14 protein-coding genes, 1 tRNA gene and 1 pseudogene are annotated in these 19673 nt (G+C 70.6%); 8 read left to right on the forward strand and 8 right to left on the reverse strand.

The genetic code is table 11. The features are described from left to right. Positions 1 to 451 precede the first annotated feature (451 nt). Together serS and ACWCPY_RS29975 are read left to right on the forward strand one after the other, a co-directional pair. Positions 452 to 1741: a serine--tRNA ligase gene (gene serS / locus ACWCPY_RS29970; RefSeq protein WP_451270147.1), complete on the forward strand. Its 1290-nt coding sequence runs from the start codon at positions 452 to 454 to the stop codon at positions 1739 to 1741. Next, on the forward strand, positions 1738 to 2541 hold the full coding sequence (locus ACWCPY_RS29975; protein ID WP_451270149.1) for an HAD family hydrolase: 804 nt from the start codon (positions 1738 to 1740) through the stop codon (positions 2539 to 2541). The genes serS and ACWCPY_RS29975 overlap by 4 nt, the downstream gene beginning before the upstream one ends. 45 nt (positions 2542 to 2586) lie before the next feature. Here the strand turns inward: ACWCPY_RS29975 and ACWCPY_RS29980 are convergent. From ACWCPY_RS29980 to ACWCPY_RS30005, 6 genes and pseudogenes are all read right to left on the reverse strand, one after another. Next, positions 2587 to 2674: transfer RNA gene (locus tag ACWCPY_RS29980), tRNA-Ser, on the reverse strand. 289 nt (positions 2675 to 2963) lie between these two features. Then, positions 2964 to 3662 (reverse strand): hypothetical protein, encoded by a 699-nt coding sequence (locus ACWCPY_RS29985; RefSeq protein ID WP_451270232.1) that lies wholly within the window; start codon positions 3660 to 3662, stop codon positions 2964 to 2966. Positions 3663 to 3986: 324 nt separating this feature from the next. Further along, positions 3987 to 4706, reverse strand: a complete 720-nt coding sequence (locus ACWCPY_RS29990; RefSeq protein ID WP_451270151.1) for an ABC transporter permease — start codon at positions 4704 to 4706, stop codon at positions 3987 to 3989. Between the two features lie 30 nt (positions 4707 to 4736). Continuing rightward, positions 4737 to 5648: an ABC transporter ATP-binding protein gene (locus tag ACWCPY_RS29995; protein ID WP_451270234.1), complete on the reverse strand. Its 912-nt coding sequence runs from the start codon at positions 5646 to 5648 to the stop codon at positions 4737 to 4739. Further along, positions 5645 to 6553, reverse strand: coding sequence for an ABC transporter permease (locus tag ACWCPY_RS30000; protein WP_451270153.1), 909 nt, complete (start codon positions 6551 to 6553; stop codon positions 5645 to 5647). The genes ACWCPY_RS29995 and ACWCPY_RS30000 overlap by 4 nt, the downstream gene beginning before the upstream one ends. Next, a pseudogene (locus ACWCPY_RS30005) lies at positions 6546 to 7533 on the reverse strand (ABC transporter ATP-binding protein); the annotation flags it as partial. The pseudogene ACWCPY_RS30005 and the gene ACWCPY_RS30000, both read right to left, overlap by 8 nt. A gap of 289 nt (positions 7534 to 7822) precedes the next feature. Here ACWCPY_RS30005 and ACWCPY_RS30010 point away from each other — a divergent pair. From ACWCPY_RS30010 to ACWCPY_RS30035, 6 genes are all read left to right on the forward strand, one after another. Next, positions 7823 to 8674: a M24 family metallopeptidase gene (locus tag ACWCPY_RS30010; protein ID WP_451270155.1), complete on the forward strand. Its 852-nt coding sequence runs from the start codon at positions 7823 to 7825 to the stop codon at positions 8672 to 8674. 5 nt (positions 8675 to 8679) lie between these two features. After that, positions 8680 to 10452, forward strand: a complete 1773-nt coding sequence (locus tag ACWCPY_RS30015; protein WP_451270236.1) for an SDR family oxidoreductase — start codon at positions 8680 to 8682, stop codon at positions 10450 to 10452. After that, positions 10449 to 11426, forward strand: coding sequence for a MerR family transcriptional regulator (locus ACWCPY_RS30020; protein ID WP_451270157.1), 978 nt, complete (start codon positions 10449 to 10451; stop codon positions 11424 to 11426). Before ACWCPY_RS30015 ends, ACWCPY_RS30020 begins: the two co-directional genes overlap by 4 nt. A 148-nt stretch (positions 11427 to 11574) precedes the next feature. Continuing rightward, positions 11575 to 12117, forward strand: coding sequence for an RNA 2'-phosphotransferase (locus ACWCPY_RS30025; protein ID WP_451270159.1), 543 nt, complete (start codon positions 11575 to 11577; stop codon positions 12115 to 12117). A 137-nt stretch (positions 12118 to 12254) separates the two neighbouring features. Then, a complete protein-coding gene (locus ACWCPY_RS30030; RefSeq protein WP_451270161.1) occupies positions 12255 to 13154 on the forward strand; it encodes an LLM class flavin-dependent oxidoreductase in 900 nt (299 codons plus the stop codon). Between the two features lie 121 nt (positions 13155 to 13275). Beyond that, complete coding sequence (locus ACWCPY_RS30035; protein WP_451270163.1) at positions 13276 to 14142, forward strand: Cof-type HAD-IIB family hydrolase; 867 nt, start codon at positions 13276 to 13278, stop codon at positions 14140 to 14142. Positions 14143 to 14186: 44 nt separating this feature from the next. Here the strand turns inward: ACWCPY_RS30035 and ACWCPY_RS30040 are convergent, their stop codons facing one another. Beyond that, positions 14187 to 15890 (reverse strand): sensor histidine kinase, encoded by a 1704-nt coding sequence (locus ACWCPY_RS30040; RefSeq protein WP_451270165.1) that lies wholly within the window; start codon positions 15888 to 15890, stop codon positions 14187 to 14189. Positions 15891 to 16037: 147 nt separating this feature from the next. Further along, the gene (gene cydD, locus ACWCPY_RS30045) at positions 16038 to 19595 is read right to left on the reverse strand and encodes a thiol reductant ABC exporter subunit CydD (protein WP_451270167.1); all 3558 of its coding nucleotides are present in this window, start codon (positions 19593 to 19595) and stop codon (positions 16038 to 16040) included. Between the last annotated feature and the right edge of the window lie 78 nt (positions 19596 to 19673).

Here is a 19673-nt window from a genome sequence, read left to right on the forward strand (position 1 = left end):
CAGTCGGCCCAGATGCATCCACAGGCCGGCAGGCCACCCGGGCCACCCCGTCTCACCCCAATTCCATTGATCAACTCTTTAGGACGGTAAATTCCCACCCGAACGAGCGTCTGAAGCGGGTTTGAACGGGAAATCCGCGAGCCATCGGGCGGCTTTCGGAATGACCTCTTCCGGCATCCACAGAACTTCCTCACAGCCTGTGGATAAGTTTCGGAAGCCCAGGGGCCTGTGGACAAGTAACGATCAACTGCCGCCCGGAGCAAGGGGGATACGTCAAGACGAGTGAAGCCATCTGCCCCATTTAGGCGAGTAGGCTCTTTTTATTGACGATCGGGATCCACCCCGGCCGCACAATCTCCCTCAGCATTGCCAATTCAGGCAATTAGGGCAAAGTGACACGCTCGGCAATATCGGTTCGAGCGGAGTAAGTGCACACCGGTAGCCTGGAGGGGTGATTGACCTTCGCCTGCTCCGTGAGGACCCCGACCGTGTTCGCGCCTCCCAGCGCGCCCGTGGAGAGGACGTCGAGCTCGTCGACGCCCTTCTCTCCGCCGACGAGCGGCGCAGGTCGTCCGGTGTCCGCTTCGACGAACTCCGCTCCGAGCAGAAATCGCTCGGCAAACTCATCCCCAAGGCCTCGCCCGACGAGCGCGCCGAGCTGCTCAAGCGGGCCGAGCAGCTGAAGGCCGACGTCAAGGCCGCCGACGCCGCACAGGACGAGGCCGACGCCGAGGCCAAGAGCCTGATGCTCCGGATCGGCAACATCGTCCACGAGGACGTGCCGGTCGGCGGCGAGGAGGACTTCGTCGTCCTGGAGACGCACGGCACGATCCGTGACTTCGGGGCCGAGGGCTTCGAGCCCAAGGACCACCTGGAGCTCGGCGAGAAGCTCGGCGCCATCGACATGGAGCGCGGCGCCAAGGTCTCCGGCTCGCGCTTCTACTACCTGACGGGCGTCGGCGCGCTGCTGGAGCTGGCCCTGGTCAACGCGGCGATCGCACAGGCCACCGAGGCCGGCTTCGTCCCGATGCTGACGCCGGCGCTGGTCCGCCCGCGTGCCATGGAGGGCACCGGATTCCTCGGCCAGGCCGCGGAGAACGTGTACCACCTGGAGAAGGACGACTACTACCTGGTCGGCACCTCCGAGGTCCCGCTCGCCGCGTACCACATGGACGAGATCATCGACGCCGAGAAGCTGCCGCTGCGCTATGCGGGCTTCTCGCCCTGCTACCGCCGCGAGGCCGGCACGTACGGCAAGGACACCCGGGGCATCTTCCGGGTGCACCAGTTCGACAAGGTCGAGATGTTCTCGTACGTCGACCCGGCGGACGCCGAGGCGGAGCACCGCAGGCTCCTCGACTGGGAGAAGCAGTGGCTCACCGCTCTTGAGCTGCCGTTCCAGGTGATCGATGTCGCCACCGGCGACCTGGGCGCATCGGCCTCCCGGAAGTTCGACTGCGAGGCGTGGATCCCGACGCAGGGCAAGTACCGCGAGCTGACGTCGGCGTCGAACTGCAACGGATTCCAGGCCCGCCGCCTGTCCGTCCGGATGCGTGACACCCGCGACGGCAAGAAGGTCCTCCAGCCGCTGTCCACGCTGAACGGCACGCTCTGCGCCGTACCGCGCACGATCGTGGCGATTCTGGAGAACCACCAGCTGGCCGACGGTTCGGTGCGGGTGCCCGAGGTGCTCCGGCCGTACCTGGGCGGGCGCGAGGTTCTGGAGCCGGTCGCCAAGTGACCTTTCCGTACAGGCTCGTCGCGACCGATCTCGACGGCACACTGCTGCGTGGCGACGACACGGTCTCCGAGCGCACCCGTGAGGCACTGGCCGCGGTCACCGCGGCCGGTGCCGCGCACATCGTCGTCACCGGCCGGTCGGTCCCCTGGACCCGCCACATCCTGGACGACCTCGGCTACGAGGGGCTCGCCGTCTGCGGCCAGGGCGCGCAGGTCTACCACGCGGGCGAGCGCAAGCTGCTGACCTCGCTGACGCTGGACCGGCAGCTGGCCGGTCTCGCGCTGTCCAAGGTCGAGGCCGAGGTCGGCCCGCTGGCCCTGGCGGCGAGCCGCGACGGGCTCGACGGCGAGGTGATGGTCGGCCCCGGCTACCGGGTGCAGGAAGGTCCGCTTCCGGCCGTCTTCGTGGAGGACCCGGCCGAGCTGTGGTCCGCGCCCCTGAACAAGGTCTACCTCCAGCATCCCGACCTGGACGACGACGCACTGGCGAAGGCCGCGCGCGCTGCCGTCGGCAATCTCGTGGACGTGGTCATGGCCGGTCCGGGAGTGGTGGAGATCCTGCCGCTGGGGCTGAGCAAGGCGACCGGGCTCTCGCTGGCCGCGCGCCGGCTGGGCATGAAGGCCGCGGACACCCTGGCCTTCGGCGACATGCCGAACGACATCCCGATGTTCGCCTGGGCGCGGCGGGGCGTGGCGATGGCCAACGCGCACGAGGACCTGAAGGCCGTGGCCCAGGAGATCACCGCGTCCAACGAGGACGACGGCATCGCCGTGGTGCTGGAGCAGCTGCTCCGGTCGTAGAAGTGCGGACACGGGGTCGCGTGCCGGCGCGCGGCCCTGCTGCGGCGGAGGATGCGCGGATCGAACGCGCGCGGGGTCAACGGCCCCGACGACGGCTTAGCAAGCCGCTGCCTTACCACTCGGCCAATCCTCCGGGTGGGCGGCCGCGCGATGCGCGCAGAAGCCGCCCCGGGCGTTCTGCTCCGAGCGCGGCACGGTGGAGTCGTCGGTGACTACTCCGGCGCCTGCTCGGGTCCGCCCTGCGGGGAACTCGACGGACTCGGACTCCTGGTCATCGTCGCGCTCCTCTCCCGGTCTGTGGCGTGCCTGTCGGCGTGTGCTGTTCCTGTCGGCGTGTGCCGCACCGACAACTGTGCCGGGGGCAGCTCTTCGGCGCCACCCGTTTTCCGGGCCGTGCCGAAGAGCCGCGAACTCCTGCCGGATCAGCGTTGTTCGGTGTTGCGGCGGCTCAGATCCTTCAGTGTGCGGGCGAGTTCATCCGTCCTGCCGTCGATACGGACGATGTCCTCGGACATGTGGCCCAGCCGCACGCTCATGGCTCCGACGACCTGATGCGTGACGTCCAGCCTCCGGTCGAGGCTGTCGAGCCGGTGCGACATCCGGTTGAGGACGGGGCCGAGCTCCTGGAGCGCGGTGCCGACTCCGGCCAGGCAGCTCTCCACCCGGGTGACGCGGTGTTCGAGCGAGGCGTAGCCCGCGCGCAGGTCCTGCTCGGCGTCGAGCAGATATGTACGGACGCATCGGGCGATGTCGCTGTCGCGAAGAAGCATCGCGACGTTGAGGACGGTCCTGCGGGTGTAGAGGGTGAGCCGCGTGGCAGCCTGTGGATAACTTTCGCCCTCTGCACCACCCCATAGGGACAACATGTCCCTATGGAATTCCCGCAGTTCAGAGCCGCGCAGTAGCCTGAGCCCGTTCCCTTCGACCTCGACCCGGTGCCGCTGGGTGATCTTCTTGACGACCTCTGTGGATACTTCGAAGTACCGGGCCACATCCTCTGTGCGAAGGTGAATTCCGTCCGGGAGCATGACAAGGCTCTTGACCTTGTCGAGGACATCGACGCGCTCCATCTGCTCCACGCGCAGCGCGCGCGATTCGAGCAGGGCGACTTCTGTGGGCATGGGCATGCCTTCCGATCGTGAAACGACGACGGGCAGCCCTGTCCCGGGCCGGAGGGGCGGAGGACGCTCACGGTTGCCACTCACTCAATGACCGACCCGGCGGGTACTCCCTCGCCGGCATCGGCAATCCCTGTTTCACGAAAGCCACGACGCCACAGATCCCAGTTGCCTCCACGCACCCTGCTCAACGAACCGATAACCGTACAGTTACGCGTACGACTGTTCGAAATGCGTCAACCCCCGTCCGGAGGACGAGGGTTGACGGGTGCCGGAGCGGTCAGGAACGGGCCGCTCGGGAGGACGGGCCGGGAGGCGGACCCCCGGTCACTCCTCGCCGGCCAGCTTCAGCGTGCGCAGCTTCTGGCCCGCGTACCAGGTCGCCACCACCGTGACGGCCGCCAGCAGGACCGTCGCGGTCGGCAGCCCGACGTCGGAGGTGATCGCGCCCGCCCCGCCGACCTTCTCGGCGACCGCGAGGGACCACTGCTGGACGCTGAGCGTGCGTGCTCCGGGCACCAGGGTGCCGAACAGGGCCTCCCACACCAGCGCGTAGACGAGGCCGAAGACGACCGCGTGCCGGCTGACGGTGCCCAGCAGCAGGAACAGCGCGCTGTACGCGATCGAGGCGACCAGTGCCGCGATGGTGTAGGCCACCGCGATCTGCTGGCCGTTGCCGTTGAGGATCAGGCCCGCGATCAGCGTGGGGAGCGCGGAGAAGACCATCGTCACGGCGATGGCGACGATCAGCTTGGTGAAGATGATCGTCGGCCGCTTCACCGGCTTGGCCAGCAGATAGACGATCGAGCCGTCGTCGATCTCGGGACCGATGGCCCCGGTTCCGGCGATCACTCCGATCAGCGGCACCATCGTGGCGATGGCGAAGCCGCCCAGCACGTCCGAGGCCACCTGGTCGTCGGACCCGGTGAGCACCCGTACCGCGAAGGCGATGGCCACCAGCAGTGCGGGCAGGGCGAACAGGATGGCGGCCCGGCGCCGGCCGAGCAGGGCCCGGTAGGTGAGCCGGGCGACTGTGGGGTCGTACATGACGCTTCACAGCTCCTTTCAGGCCACTACTCAGGCCGCTACGAGATAGGAAAAGACCGATTCGAGGGACTCGTCGGACGGCGAAACGGTCAGAAGACGAATTCCGTGTTCCCGCGCGACCTTCGGCAGCAGTTCGGTGAAGCGTCCGAAGTCGACCGCCTGGATCCGCAGGGCCTGTTCGCCCAGGTCCACCTCGATGCCGGCCGTCGACGGGTCGGCGATCAGCGCGGCGGCGAGGGCGCGGTCGTCGCTGGAACGTACGAGATAGCGGTGCGGGCGGTCCGTCATCAACCGGCGGATCTTGCGGAAGTCGCCGGACGCCGCGTGCCGTCCCGCCACGATCACCTCGATGTGGGAGGCGAGTTGCTCGACCTCTTCGAGGATGTGGGAGGAGAAGAGCACCGTACGGCCCTGTTCCCCCATCTGCCGCAGCAGCTCCATCAGCTGCATCCGCTGGCGCGGGTCCATTCCGTTGAACGGCTCGTCGAGCAGCAGCACCGACGGTTCGTGGACCAGGGCGGACGCCATCTTCACGCGCTGGCGCATGCCCTTGCTGTACGTCGAGATCTTGCGGTCCTGCGCGTACTCCATCTCGACCGTGGCCAGCGCCTTCCGCGCCTCCGCTTCGCCGAGCCCCTGGAGCTCGGCGTTGGCGACGACGAACTCGTAGCCGGTCAGGAAGTCGTACATGGCCTCCCGCTCCGGCACGATCCCGATCTGCCTGTACACGGCTTCGTTGCGCCAGATCGCCCGGCCGTCCAGCGTGACCGTGCCCGTCGACGGGGCGAGGAAGCCGGCCATCATGTTGATCAGCGTGGACTTTCCCGCACCGTTGGGGCCGAGCAGACCGGTGACTCCCGGGCCCACCGTCATGCTCACGTCGTTGACGGCGACCACATTGCCGAACCAGCGCGAGGTGTGGTCGATCTCGATGGTGGTCACAGCCCGACCCTCCGGTAGCGGCGCATCAGTACGGCGTACGAGCCGGCGACGAGCGCGAGAACAACGATCAGATAGACCAGGCCGGCCCCGACTCCCGGGCCTTCCCCTCCGGGGAAGGCCGAACCGGCCCCGAGGAACGCGGTCTGCACTCCGTCGATCAGCGTGATGGGGGAGAAGAGCCCCAGCCACTCGATGGCCCCGGAGGAGCCCGTCTGCCAGGCGATGGCCTGGACCGTGGAGACCGCGCCGTAGGTGATGGTCAGTACGGCGATCACCGCGGCGACGCCGAAGCCGCGGCGCGGTGTCAGCGCGGCCATCACCAGGCCGAGTGCGGCGAAGAGCACCGAGAGCAGCGCCACCGATACCAACCCCTGTCCGAATCCCTTGGTCTGGTCGGCGAAGTCGAACTTCCCGAGCAGCGCGCCCGCATAGAGGATGAGGAGCGGTGTACCGGTGAGAATGAAGAGCGCGGACGCCATGGCCGCCAGCTTGGCCAGGACGTAGTCGACCCGCTCGATCGGCCGCGAGAAGTACAGCGGCACACTCTTGAACCGCAGGTCCCTGGAGACCGACTGCGGTGCCTGTGCGGCGAGGAAGAGGCCGATCAGAGCCTGGAGATAGATGGCGAACGAGGTGTACTTGATCGGCAGGGCCGTCGTTCCGGGGGCGGCGATGGCGACGGCGACGATGATCGCCGCGATCATGCACATCACGCCGAAGAGCAGCATCGGCAGCACCTTGGACTTGGCGGAACGGCCGAGTCCGAACGCACCTCGCAGGGACTGCGAGTAGAGCGAGCGCCGCGCATAGCCGCGGCCCAGCCGCGGGCCGTCGTAGGAGCGGTACCCGATGTTGTGGATGCGGGAGGTCTCGCTCCCGGCCACGGTCCCGGTCTCGGTACTCATCACGACCGCTCCCCTTCTGCTGTGCTGCGTTCCGCGGACGCGGACGCGTTCTGCGCCACGGCTGCGGACGCGGACGCCCCGTCGGTACGGAAGACCTCGGCGATGTGGTGGCGCCGCTGTTCCATCCGTACGAGGCCGAGTCCGAGCCCGGCGACACTGTCGCGCACGATGTCGTACGTCTCCTCGCCGGTCGCCTCGACCAGCAGGATGTGGCCCGCGCCGGGCAGCCCCTGTGCGTCGAGCCCGTCCTGGCCGATGAACTTCACGCCGGCCCGGCTGAGGACCTGGCGCAGCGCGTCGGTGCCGTCCGGGTGGGTGTCGCTGTCGGTGACCTCGACCGCGAGGGTCGCAGTGGTCTGTGTGAAGTCGCTGGTGGAGCTGGAGCGCAGGAGTGTGCCGCCGTCGATGACGACGACATGGTCGCAGGTGCGTTCCAGCTCGCCCAGGAGGTGCGAGGTCACCAGGACCGAGATGCCGAAGTCGGTGTGGACGCGGCGGATCAGTCCGAGCATCTCGTCGCGGCCGACGGGGTCGAGGCCGTTGGTCGGCTCGTCGAGCAGGACCAGCTGCGGGTCGTGGACCAGCGCCTGTGCCAGCTTCACTCGCTGCTTCATGCCGGTCGAGTAGCCGCCGATGGGGCGGTAGCGCTCCTCGTAGAGGCCGACGTGCCGGAGCGTGTCGGCGGTACGTTCACGCGCCGCCGTCGGCGGCAGCCCGGACATCCGCGCCATGTGGACGACGAACTCGGTGGCCGAGACGTCCGGCGGCAGGCAGTCGTGCTCAGGCATGTAGCCGACCCGTTCCCGGATGGCGGCACCACTGGTGGCGACGTCGAGCCCGAGCACGGCGGCCCGGCCTTCGGTGGCGGGGGACAGACCCAGCAGGATCTTGATCAATGTGGACTTGCCGGCTCCGTTGGAACCCACCAGGCCGGTCACACCGGGGCCGATGTCCAGGGAGAGCCGGTCAAGTGCGGTCACCCGGGGGAACCGCTTGCTCAGGCTTTCGGTCGCGATCACAGTCACAGTCCGAAGGTAGTGGCGCGGGCCACATCAGTCGTCAGCCCTGGCGGCTGGATCGGCCTCCGACTCCAGATGTACGGACCCGTAGGGGGCCACCACGGGGTATGACATCCACGGCCGGGGAGGGGGTCCGGCCGAGTTGTCCACAGGTCTCCGCACACCCCTTGACGTAGCCGTCGGACATTGTCACATTCATCAGTGTCACGTTACGGGCACGTACCGCACACGGCAGGGAACGGACGGTGGCATGGCTTCGGCAGTGAAGGACGAAAGGGCCCCGGATCTGCGGGGGTTCAGAGAAGTGCAGAGCCTCGCCTACGCCTGCGCGGAAGCGGTCGCGGGTCGGCTGCGGCCGGGGGTGACCGAGCGCGAGGCGGCCCGTATGCAGCGCGACTGGCTGCGTGAGCGCGGGGTGCGGGACTGGTTCCACCTCCCCTTCGCCTGGTTCGGGGACCGCACGGCGTTCGCCGGCTTCAGGATTCCCCTGCAGTTCTTCCCGACCGACCGGAAGCTGGAGCCGGGGATGCCCTTCATCCTCGACATGGCTCCGGTGTACAAGGGCTTCACGGCCGACATCGGCTACTCCGGCTGTCTGGGGCTCAACCCCCTGCACGACAAGCTGCTGGCCGACCTGGAGGCCCACCGCGAGCTGATACTGCGCGAGGTACGCGAGCGGCGTTCACTGCGCGAGATATACGAGGACGTCGACCGCCTGATGATCAGGCAGGGCTACGCCAACAGGCATCGCGCCTATCCCTTCGGCGTCATCGCCCACAAGGTCGACCGCGTTGCCGAACGCCGTTGGTCCCCACACGTGTTCGGCTTCGGCACCCAGTCCCTCAAGGGGCTGATGAGCGACGCGCTGCACGGGCACCGGGACGGCTGGTCGCCGCTGTGGAGTCCGTACCACTTCTCCGACCATCCGCCGCAGCCCGGCCTGTGGGCGGTCGAGCCGCATCTCGGATTCCGGGGCACGGGGGCCAAGTTCGAGGAGATCCTGGTGGTCACCGACTCCAAGGACCCCGAAGAGAGCGCCTTCTGGCTGGACGACGATCTGCCGCATGTGCGGCGCTGGGCCGAGGAAAGGGTGGCGGCATGAGTCTGCTGGATCTGCCGGGGGCGCGCGAGCGCCGGGTGCGTACGGGCGGAATCGAGCTGTGTGTCGCCGAGTTGGGCGAGGAGGGGCGGCCGACGGTCGTTCTGGTGCACGGCTATCCGGACAGCAAGGAGGTCTGGACGGAGGTGGCGAGCCGACTGGCCGACCAGTGGCACGTCGTGCTGTACGACGTGCGCGGTCATGGCCGGTCCACGGTCCCGAAGCCACTGCGCGGCGGCTTCACCCTGGAGAAGCTCACCGATGACTTCCTGGCCGTCGTCGACGCGGTGAGCCCGGACCGGCCGGTGCATCTCGTCGGGCACGACTGGGGTTCGGTGCAGTCCTGGGAGTTCGTCACGGTCAAGCGGACCGAGGGGCGGATCGCCTCGTTCACCTCGATGTCCGGCCCCTCGCTGGACCACTTCGGGCACTGGATCAAGCAGCGGATGACCCGGCCCACCCCGCGCCGGGTCGGCCAGCTGCTCGGCCAGGGCGCCAAGTCCTGGTACGTCTACATGCTGCATACGCCGGTCCTGCCCGAGCTCGCCTGGCGCGGCCCGCTGGGCAAGCGGTGGCCGCGGATGCTCCAGCGGCTGGAGAAGGTACCGGCGGGCGACTACCCGACGCCCTCGCTGCCCGACGACGCGGCACACGGCGCCTGGCTCTACCGCGACAACGTCCGCGCCCGGCTGAGCCGGCCGCGCACCGACGCCTACGCGCATGTGCCGGTCCAGCTGATCACGCCGACCGGTGACGTCTTCCTCTCGGAGAAGCTCTACGACCAGCTGGAGCTGTGGGCACCGCAGTTGGTGCGCCGGTCACTGGACGGCAAGCACTGGGTGCCGCGCACCAGGCCGGACCAGCTCGCCGCCTGGATCAGCGAGTTCGTCGCCGCGAACGAGGCCGCGAAGGAGAACGGCGGCCCGGTGCAGGACATCGCCCCGACCGGGGCGTACGCGGACAGGTTCGGCGGCCGGCTCGTCCTGGTGACGGGCGCGGCAGGAGGCATCGGCCGGGCCACCGCCTTCGCGTTCGCCGAGGCGGGTGCCCGGGTGGTGGCCGTGGACCGGGACGCGGAGGGAGCGGCCAGGACGGCCGAGATGGCCCGGCTGATCGGCTCCCCGGCCGCCTGGGGCGAAGCGGTCGACGTCAGTGACGAACAGGCGATGGAGAAGCTCGCCGAGAAGGTCGCCGCCGAGTACGGAATCGTCGACGTCCTGGTCAACAACGCCGGGATCGGTCTGTCCGGCTCCTTCCTGGACACCACGAGCGAGGACTGGAAGAACGTCCTCGACGTGAATCTGTGGGGGGTCATCCACGGCTGCCGGATCTTCGGCAGGCAGATGGCCGAGCGCGGCCAGGGCGGCCATATCGTCAACACGGCTTCCGCCGCGGCCTATCAGCCGTCCCGGGCGCTGCCCGCGTACAGCACCTCCAAGGCGGCCGTGCTGATGCTCAGCGAATGTCTGCGGGCCGAGCTCGCCGAGCGGTCGATCGGGGTCAGCGCCATCTGCCCCGGCATCGTCAACACGAACATCACCGCGACGACGCGCTTCGCCGGTGCCGACGCCGCGGAGGAGAAGCGCCTGCGGAAGCGGACCGGCCGGCTGTACGGCCTGCGCAACTACCCGCCGGAGCGGGTCGCCGACGCGATCCTCAAGGCGGTGGTGCGCAACCAGGCCGTGGTGCCGGTGACCCCGGAGGCCCGCGGTGCCCGGCTGCTGTCCCGGTTCAGTCCCGGCGCGCTGCGCGGGATCGCCCGGCTGAAGCCGCCGCTGTGAGCGGCCCCGGGCGGTCGTCGGCGGCGGACCGGCAGGCCGCCGCCGAGTACCGGATCGAGGACCTGGCGCACGCGAGCGGGGCCACGGTCCGCACGATCCGCGCCTACCAGGACCGCGGTCTGCTGCCGACACCGGAGCGGCGCGGCCGGGCCAATGTGTACCGGGACACCCATCTCGCCCGGCTCCGGCAGATCGCCGATCTGCTGGACCGCGGCTACACCCTGGCCAGCATCAAGGAGCTCCTGGACGCCTGGGACACCGGCCGCGGACTGGGCGGGGTGCTCGGGCTGGTCGCCGAGGTGCACGGCCCCTGGACGGACGAACAGGCCGACCGGATCACCCGGGACGAGCTGGATCTGAAGTTCGGCGGCACGTCGGACGACGAGGCGGTCGCCGAGGCGGTGGAGCTCGGTGTGCTCGAACCGGTGCCGGGCAGGGACGGGGAGTTCCTGGTGCCGAGCCCCCAGGAACTGGCCGTGGCGGTCGAGTTGCATGCGGCGGGTGTGCCTCTGGGAGCAATCTCCGGACATCTGAGGGAACTTCGCGGCCAGGTCGAGCAGATCGCCTCCCGCTTCCTGGAGTTCACCACCGAACACGTCTTCGCGCGCTATCTGGGCCATCGGCCGCCGAACGACTCGGACGCGGCCGAGGCGGCTGCCATGGTGCGCAGGCTGCGTCCGCTCGCCCAGCAGACCGTGGATGCCGAACTGGCCCGTGCGATGAGGACGTTCGCCACCCTCCATCTGCACCACCATCTCGGCGCCGGCACCCCGCTCAGTGCGGATTCCCCGTCACTCGCGCCGCAGAGAGTAGATCTTCCGCCGGAGACAATCCGGGCCGTTCAACAGCTGGTTGGGCCGGAGAACGTCTCGGCCTTCGTCGCGGCGGCGGCGGAACGCGAAGTCCAAGCAAGGACATTGGACTCACTTGTTTCATCTAACGTCATTCCGGGGCAAGTTGGTCAAAACAGTTGATTTTGCCTTGACTTGTCCACAGAATCGCCAATTAGCCTGTGGATAAGTCAAACTGACTGTGGATCAAACCTCTGGACGAAAATTACTTCGGCACATCGTGAGCGAAACCCGGATGCACCGGGGAGGCCCTCGCGGGCACCCTGGCGGCATGGATGAAAGACGCACCGTCAAGGTGTCCAAGTACCTTTCGAAGCACCTGCGCCATCAGCCGGAGCGGATCGGCATCACGCTCGATGCCAACGGCTGGGTGCCGATCGACACGCTGCTGCGCGCCACGGCCCGCAACAACTTCCCCCTCACCCGGGCCGAGCTCGACCATGTCGTCGCTGTCAACGACAAGCAGCGCTTCGCCGTCGAGAACGGCCGGATCCGCGCGAGCCAGGGTCATACGGTCCCGGTGGATCTCGCCCTGCCGCCGGCCGAACCGCCCGCGTACCTCTACCACGGCACGGTGGGCCACGCGCTGGGCTCGATCCGGGGCGAGGGCCTGCGGCCCATGAACCGCACGCACGTCCACCTCTCGCCCGACCGCGAAACGGCGACCAGGGTCGGCGCCCGGCGCGGCCGCCCCGTCGTCCTGTCCGTGGACGCGGGAGCGATGCACCGCGCGGGCCACGTCTTCCACGTCAGCGCCAACGGCGTCTGGCTCACTGCCGCCGTGCCACCCGAGTTCCTGCGCTTCCGCGACTGACCCGCGGCACCCTGGCCCGGCATCCTGTCCGGCGCCCCGTGCCGCGCGCTGTCGCGCGCCCGTGCCCTGCCGCGCCGGAACATCGCACATACGCACGAACCGACCCCGGCGCTTTCCGGCCCCGTATGGTCGTATCCATGCGTCTGAGCACTGTGATTCTGCCGATCCACCGCTGGAGCGAGGGCCAGAAGCTCTGGCAGCGCGCCGAGGAACTGGGGTTCCACGCCGCCTACACCTACGACCACCTCGCCTGGCGGACCTTCCGCGACGGCCCCTGGTTCGGCGCCCTGCCGACCCTCACCGCCGCCGCCACGGCGACCGAGCACCTCCGTCTGGGCACCCTCGTCACCTCCCCCAACTTCCGGCACCCCGTCACGCTCGCCAAGGAACTCATCACGCTCGACGATGTCTCCGGCGGGCGCCTCACCCTCGGCATCGGCGCCGGCGGCAACGGTTTCGACGCCACGACCCTGCGCCGCGGCGACGAGGAGCCGTGGACGCCGCGCGAGCGGGCCGACCACTTCGACGAGTTCGTACCGCTGCTCGACCGGCTGCTCCGTGAGCCCTCGGTGTCGTACGAGGGCACGTTCTACTCGGCGAACGAGGCCCGGAACATCCCCGGCTGCGTGCAGCGGCCCCGGCTGCCGTTCGCGGTGGCGGCGACCGGCCCGCGCGGGATGAAGCTCGCCGCCCGGTACGGCCAGGCCTGGGTCACCACGGGCGACCCGAAGCTGTACGAGACGGGGACCCCCGCGCAGTCCGTGGAGGCCATCCGGGGACAGCTCACCAAGCTGGACACGGCCTGCGAGTCGATCGGCCGGGATGCCGCCGAGCTGGACAAGGTCCTTCTCACCGGCTTCACCCCGGACCGCCCGCTGCAGTCCTTCGACGCCTTCGTCGACTTCGCGGGCACCCACTTCGCGCTCGGCTTCACCGAGATCGTCATCCACCTGCCGATCCCCGACTCCGACTTCGCGGCGGACGAGAAGGTCTTCGAGCGCATCGCCACCGAGGGCCTGGCCCAGCTCGGACACTGACCGACCCGTCCCGGGAACCCGCTGGCATATGCACCAGGCATGTTCACCTGGTCAGGGGCGTGCATCCTCAGATGTGCGCCCCTCCGCACGCCCGTGCACTCTCGTGCGCGAGAATGGGCGGGTGACCTCAGCTACCGACTCGCCTTCGCCTGCCGCAATCCGGCTGATCGCCACCGACCTGGACGGCACCCTGCTCCGTGACGACAAGACGGTCTCCGACCGTACGGTCGCCGCGCTGGCCGCTGCCGAGGAGGCCGGTATCGAGGTCTTCTTCGTCACCGGACGCCCGGCCCGCTGGATGGATGTCGTCAGCGACCATGTGCACGGCCACGGCCTGGCGATCTGCGCCAACGGCGCGGCGGTCGCGGATCTGCACGCCGGCGGCGAGCTGGTCAAGGTCCGCCCGCTGGAACGCCCCATCGCCCTCGATGTGGTCCACTCGCTGCGCGCCGCCGCTCCCGGCACCACCTTCGCCGTCGAGCTGGCCACCGGCATCCACTACGAACCGGACTACCCGCCCTTCCACCTGGACCCGTGCGCCTCGATCGCCGCCGCCGAGAAGCTGCTGCACGAGGAGGCGCCCGGCACCGGCGTCCCGGTGCTCAAGGTCCTCGCCCACCACTCCGAACTGACCCCGGACGACTTCCTCGACCTGGCCCGTACGGCGGCAGCGGACCGGGCCTCCATCACCCGGTCCAGCCCCACGGCCCTGCTGGAGATCAGCGGTCCCGGGGTCTCCAAGGCCAGCACGCTGGAGCTCTGCTGCGCCGAGCGCGGCATCTCGCCCGCCGAGGTCGTCGCCTTCGGGGACATGCCCAACGACGTGGAGATGCTGAGCTGGGCGGGCACCTCGTACGCGATGGGCAACGCCCACCCGGCCGCGTTCGCTGCCGCCACCGGCCGGACCGGCACCAACGGCGAGGACGGCGTCGCGGTCGTCATCGAGCGGATCATCGCCGAGCGTCTGGCGTCCGGCGCCGGACGCTGAGCCCCTCCGGAGAGGGAATGCCGCCCGGCCCGTCCCGCGGGCCTTCAGAGGGGCGCCTCCCACACCACAGTCGTACCGCCTCCGTCCTCCCCGATCCCGGGTCCGAACCAGCTCGCGCCGCCGAGCGACTCCGCCCGGCGCGCCAGGTTCCGCAGCCCGCTGCGCCGGCCGCCCGCCGGGATGCCCACCCCGTCGTCGGCGACCGACAGCCGCACCGCGTCCCGCCCGTCGGGCAGTGTGACGGTCGCGTCGACGACCACGTCGATCAGCGATGCCTCGGCGTGCCGGAAGGCGTTGGACAGCGCCTCCCGCAGCGCCGCGATCAGGTTCTTGCCGGTCAGCTCGCCGACCAGTGAGTCGACCGGGCCGAGGAAGCGGTGCGAGGGCTTGAAGCCCAGCGGGACCGCCGCCATGTTGATCTCGCGCAGGACGCGGGTGCGGAGCCCCGACGGCGCCTCGGCGGGTTCCTGCTGCAACGCGAAGATCGCGGTGCGGATCTCCTGGATGGTCACGTCCAGTTCGTCGACCGCCCGGCCCACCCCGGTCTGCACCTCGGGCACCACCGACCGGCGCTGGGCGCTCTCCAGCATCATCCCGGTGGCGAACAGCCGCTGGATGACCAAGTCGTGCAGATCACGGGCGATCCGGTCCCGGTCCTCGTAGACGGCGAGCCGCTCCCGGTCCCGCTGTGCCTCGGCCATCATCAGTGCGAGGGCGGCCTGCGAGGCGAACTGGGTGGCGAGGGTCCGCTCCGCCTCCGTGAACGGTCGGCCGCCCCGGCCGCGGGGGGTGGCGAGCGCACCGAGCACCCGCCCGCCGCTGTGCAGGGGCAGCAGCATGCTCGGTCCGTAGCGATGGGCCAGACCGGTGACCATGCGGGGGTCGGTGGCCGAATCGTCCACGAAGACCGCCTCGCCGCCCAGCAGCTTCGCCGCCACCGGGCTGTCGGGCCCGATGATCACCCCGAGCGAGGAGGAGGGGTCGTCCGCGGAGACGGCGACGATCTCCAGCCCGCCGTCCTCGGTGGGCAGCAGCACGACCCCGGCGGCGGCGTCGGCGAGCCGCCGGGCCTGTTCGGCGACGACGGAGAGCGCGTCGTCGGCGTCCCCGCCGGAGAGCAGGGCGGTCGTCACGGCCACCGACCCGTCGATCCACCGCTCTCGCTGGCGCGCCGCCTCGTACAGCCGGGCGTTGCCGATGGCGATCCCGGCCTCCGTGGCAAGCACCCGCACCATGTGCAGGTCGTAGTCGTTGAACTCGCCGCCCTCCTTCTCGGCCAGGTAGAGGTTTCCGAAGATCTCTCCCTGCACGCGGATCGGGACGCCGAGGAAGGTCCGCATCGGAGGGTGGCCGGGCGGGAAGCCGGCGAACCTCGGATCGGCCGTCAGATCGGCGAGCCGCACCGGGACCGGGTCGTGGATCAGCGCGCCGAGCAGCCCCCGGTGCCCGTCGGGGCGGTGGCCGATCTCCTCCGCCACCTCGTCCGGCACCCCGTACGTGACGAAGTCGGAGAGCCCCTCGCCCTCCTCGTCGACGACGCCGATGGCGGCGTAGCGGGAGCGGGTGAGTTCGGCGGCCGTCTCGCAGATCCGGTCGAGGGTGGAGTGCAGTTCCAGGCCCGCGCCGACGGAGCGCATGGCCTCCAGCAGTTGCGGGATGCGGGCGGTGATCTCGGTGGACAGGCCCTGCAGGCTGCGGGTCGCCTGGGTGGCGGCTTCGAGTGAGTCCTTCGGGTCCTGCTCCGGCATACCCCGAGAGTAGTTAGTCCTGATTGGGGAGGAAAGTCGGCTGCCGTACCGCCCGGCTCGCCCCCGACGGCTGCCGTACCGCCCGGCTCGCCCCCGACGGCTGCCGTACCGCCCGGCTCGCCCCCGACGGCCGTCGAGCCGCCCGGCTCACCCCCGCGCGCCCACGGCTTCCTCCGGCACCCGCGTGATCTCCCGCGCACCCCTCGCTCCGCCGGGCAGCCGCTCGGTCTCCCGCTCCCGCTCCAGCATCCGCCGCAAGGGGCCTTCCCCGGTGGCGAGATCGGCGTACGGACCGCGCTGCACGATCCGGCCGGCGTCCAGCACCAGCACCTCGTCGACGGCTTCGAGTTCCTCCAGACGATGGGTGATCAGCACGGTCGTGCGCCCCTCGGTGGCGGCCAGCAGATCCGCCGTCAGGGCGTCCGCGGTCGCCAGGTCGAGATGCTCGGCGGGCTCGTCCAGGACGAGAACGGGAAAATCGGCGAGGATCGCCCTGGCCAGGGCGAGGCGTTGGCGCTGTCCGCCGGAGAGGCGTGCGCCGTGCTCGCCGACGAGGGTGTCGAGCCCGTCGGGCAGCGCCTCGGCCCAGTCGAGCAGCCGGGCCCGGCCGAGAGCGGCGCGCAGTTCCTCGTCCGTCGCGCCGGTACGGGCCAGCCGCAGGTTCTCCCGGATGGAGCTGTCGAAGACATGGGCGTCCTGGGCGCACAGCCCGACGTACCGCCGGACCGTGTCACCCTCCAGCGCACCGGCCTCGACCCCACCGATCCGGTACGTCCCCGCCCGCGCGTCCAGGAAGCGGACCAGGATCTGCGCGAGGGTCGTCTTCCCGGAGCCGGAGGGCCCGACGACGGCGATGCGCCGGCCGGCCGTCAGCGTCAGGTCGACGGTGTCGAGGGCGTCCCGTTCCGCTCCCGGGTAGCGGGCCGACAGCCCCCGTACCTCCAGCGGGAAGGGCGACGCGGGTGCCTCGGCCGGGCTTCCGGGTTCGCTCACCGGCAGTGGCGCGTCCAGCACCTCGAACACCCGCTCCGCGCTCCGCTCGACCCGCCTGCGGTACTGCGCGGCGAGCGGCAGCCCGGTCACGGCCTCGAAGGCGGCCAGCGGGGTCAGCACGACCACCGCGAGTTCCACGCCCGCGAGCCGCCCGTCGTGCACGGCGGGAAGGGCGACGAGTGCGGTGGCGACGACTGTGAGGCCGGTGATCAGGGTGATCAGGCCGGCGCCGAGTGCGGTGGCGGTGGCCGCGCGGGCGGCGATGCGGGTCAGTACGCCGTCGGCCTCGCGGGCCCGTTCCGCGCGGGCGGGCAGGGCACCCGCGACGGTGAGCTCGGCGGTCCCGCCGAGCAGGTCCGTGATCCGGGTGGCCAGTTCGGCGCGGGCGGGGGCGAGCCGACGTTCCGTGTGGCGGGAGCACGCGCTGCTGACCAGCGGCACGGCGACCCCGGCCAGCAGCAGCCCGGCGGCGAGCACGACGCCTGCGGCCGGCAGCAGCCAGCCGACGAAACCGGTGGCCGCCGTTCCGACGACCACGGCGGTCCCGGCGGGCAGCATCCAGCGCAGCCAGTAGTCCTGCAGGGCGTCCACGTCGGCGACGAGCCGGGAGAGCAGGTCGCCGCGCCGCGTCCGGCGCAGTCCGGCGGGCGCGACGCGCTCCAGGCCCCGGTAGACCGCGACGCGCAGCTCGGCGAGCATCTTGAGCACCGCGTCGTGCGACACCAGGCGCTCGGCGTAGCGGAAGACGGCCCGCCCGAGCCCGAAGGCTCGGGTCGCGGTCACGGCGACCATCAGATAGAGCACCGGCGGCTGTTCGGAGGCGCGGGCGATCAGCCAGCCGGAGACGGCCATCAGCCCGACGGCCGAGCCCACGGCGAGGCTGCCCAGCAGCAGCGCCAGTGCCAGCCGGCCGCGCTGTGCGCCCGCGGCTTCCCGGACCCGTGCCAGGACCCGGCCGGAGCGGGCCGCGGTGTCCCGCAGCACCTCGGGCTCCGGTGCCTCCTCGTTCCGGCCGGACCGGGCACCCTCCGGGCGCGGCGCGGTCGCGGCCGTCCCGTTCCCCGCCGGCCGCGGCGTCGCGGACGGTTCGAGGGTCACCACCCGGTCCGCCACCGAGAGCAGCGCCGGGCGGTGCACGACCAGCAGCACGGTCCGTCCCGCCGCCAGCCGCCGTACCGCCTCGACGATCCCCGCTTCCGTCTCGCCGTCCAGGCTCGCGGTCGGCTCGTCGAGCAGCAGCAGCGGGCGGTCGGCGAGGAAGGCCCGCGCGAGCGCCAGCCGCTGCCGCTGTCCGGCGGAGAGGCCGGCGCCGTCCTCGCCGAGCAGCGTCCGCTCCCCGTCGGGGAGTTCGGCCACGAAGTCCTGCGCCCCGGCGTCCCGCAGCGCGGCCGTCACCGCGCCGTCGTCGGCGTCCGGCCGGGCCAGTCGTACGTTCTCCGCGATGGTGCCCGCGAAGAGATACGGGCGCTGCGGCACCCAGGCGATCCGCTCCCGCCACTTCTCGGGCGCGAGCGCCGCCAGATCGACGCCGCCGATCCGTATCCGTCCCTCGTCGGGTGCGGTGAAGCCGAGCACCACATCGAGCAGGGTGGACTTCCCGACGCCGCTCGGGCCGACCAGGGCCACGGTCTCCCCCTCGTCCACCACCAGCGAGGCCCCGTCCAGCGAGGGTTCGGTCCGGCCCTCGTGCCGTACGGTCACCCCCTCCAGCTCCAGCCGCAGCACACCGGGTACATCCGCCGTGCCGGCCTGCCGGGGCTCGGTCTCCAGGACCGCGAAGATCTCCTCCGCGGCCGAGAGCCCCTCGGCGGCCGCGTGGTACTGCGCTCCGACCTGGCGGATCGGCAGATAGGCCTCGGGTGCCAGGATCAGCACCACCAGGCCGGTGTAGAGGTCGAGTTCGCCGTGGACCAGCCGCATGCCGATGGTGACGGCGACGAGGGCCACCGACAGCGTCGCCAGCAGTTCCAGGGCGAAGGACGACAGGAACGCGATCCGCAGGGTCCGCAGCGTGGCGCGGCGGTACTGCGAGGTGATCGTACGGATGGACTCGGCCTGCGCCTTGGCGCGGCCGAAGACCTTCAGCGTCGGCAGTCCGGCGACCACGTCGAGGAAGTGCCCGGAGAGCCGGGACAGCAGCCGCCACTGGCGGTCCATCCGGGACTGGGTGGCCCAGCCGATCAGGATCATGAAGAGCGGGATGAGCGGCAGCGTGACGACGATGATCGCCGCCGAGACCCAGTCCTCGGTGACGATCCTGGCGAGGACCGCCACCGGGACGACCACCGCGAGACCGAGCTGCGGCAGATAGCGCGCGAAGTAGTCGTCGAGCGCGTCGACGCCACGGGTCGCGAGCGCCACCAGGGAGCCGGTGCGCTGTCCGTTCAGCCAGCCGGGGCCGAGCGCCGCGGCCCGCGCCAGCAGCCGGGCGCGGAGTTCGGACTTGACCGCCGCGCTGGCCCGGTACGCGGCCAGCTCGGTCAGCCAGGAGACCAGCGCCCGGCCGAGCGCGACCGCGGCGAGCAGGATCAGCGGGGTCCGCAGCCCGGAGACCGTCAGCCCGTCCTCGAAGCCGCCCACCACCACTTCGGCGATGAGTATGGCCTGGGCGATGACCAGCGCGGCGCCGACGACTCCGAGCGCCACCACGGCTGCCAGGAAGAGGCGGGTGGCACGGGCGTAACGGAGCAGACGCGGGTCGATCGGTTTCACGTGAAACAGCCCCTAGCGAGCTCGGTCGTTGGATTGGGGTCCACCCGGCGGATCAGGGCCGGCGTCGCGCCCCCGGCC

The sequence above is a fragment of the Streptomyces sp. NPDC002403 genome, assembly GCF_053593015.1.

What these genes read in the sequence shown, in the direction of transcription:
- ACWCPY_RS30025 (WP_451270159.1), top strand. Translation starts at nt 11,575, where the DNA reads ATGGATGAAAGACGCACCGTCAAGGTGTCCAAGTACCTTTCGAAGCAC.
- ACWCPY_RS30010 (WP_451270155.1), top strand. Translation starts at nt 7,823, where the DNA reads ATGGCTTCGGCAGTGAAGGACGAAAGGGCCCCGGATCTGCGGGGGTTC.
- ACWCPY_RS29985 (WP_451270232.1), bottom strand. Translation starts at nt 3,662, where the DNA reads ATGCCCACAGAAGTCGCCCTGCTCGAATCGCGCGCGCTGCGCGTGGAG.
- ACWCPY_RS30030 (WP_451270161.1), top strand. Translation starts at nt 12,255, where the DNA reads ATGCGTCTGAGCACTGTGATTCTGCCGATCCACCGCTGGAGCGAGGGC.
- ACWCPY_RS29990 (WP_451270151.1), bottom strand. Translation starts at nt 4,706, where the DNA reads ATGTACGACCCCACAGTCGCCCGGCTCACCTACCGGGCCCTGCTCGGC.
- ACWCPY_RS30000 (WP_451270153.1), bottom strand. Translation starts at nt 6,553, where the DNA reads ATGAGTACCGAGACCGGGACCGTGGCCGGGAGCGAGACCTCCCGCATC.
- ACWCPY_RS30040 (WP_451270165.1), bottom strand. Translation starts at nt 15,890, where the DNA reads ATGCCGGAGCAGGACCCGAAGGACTCACTCGAAGCCGCCACCCAGGCG.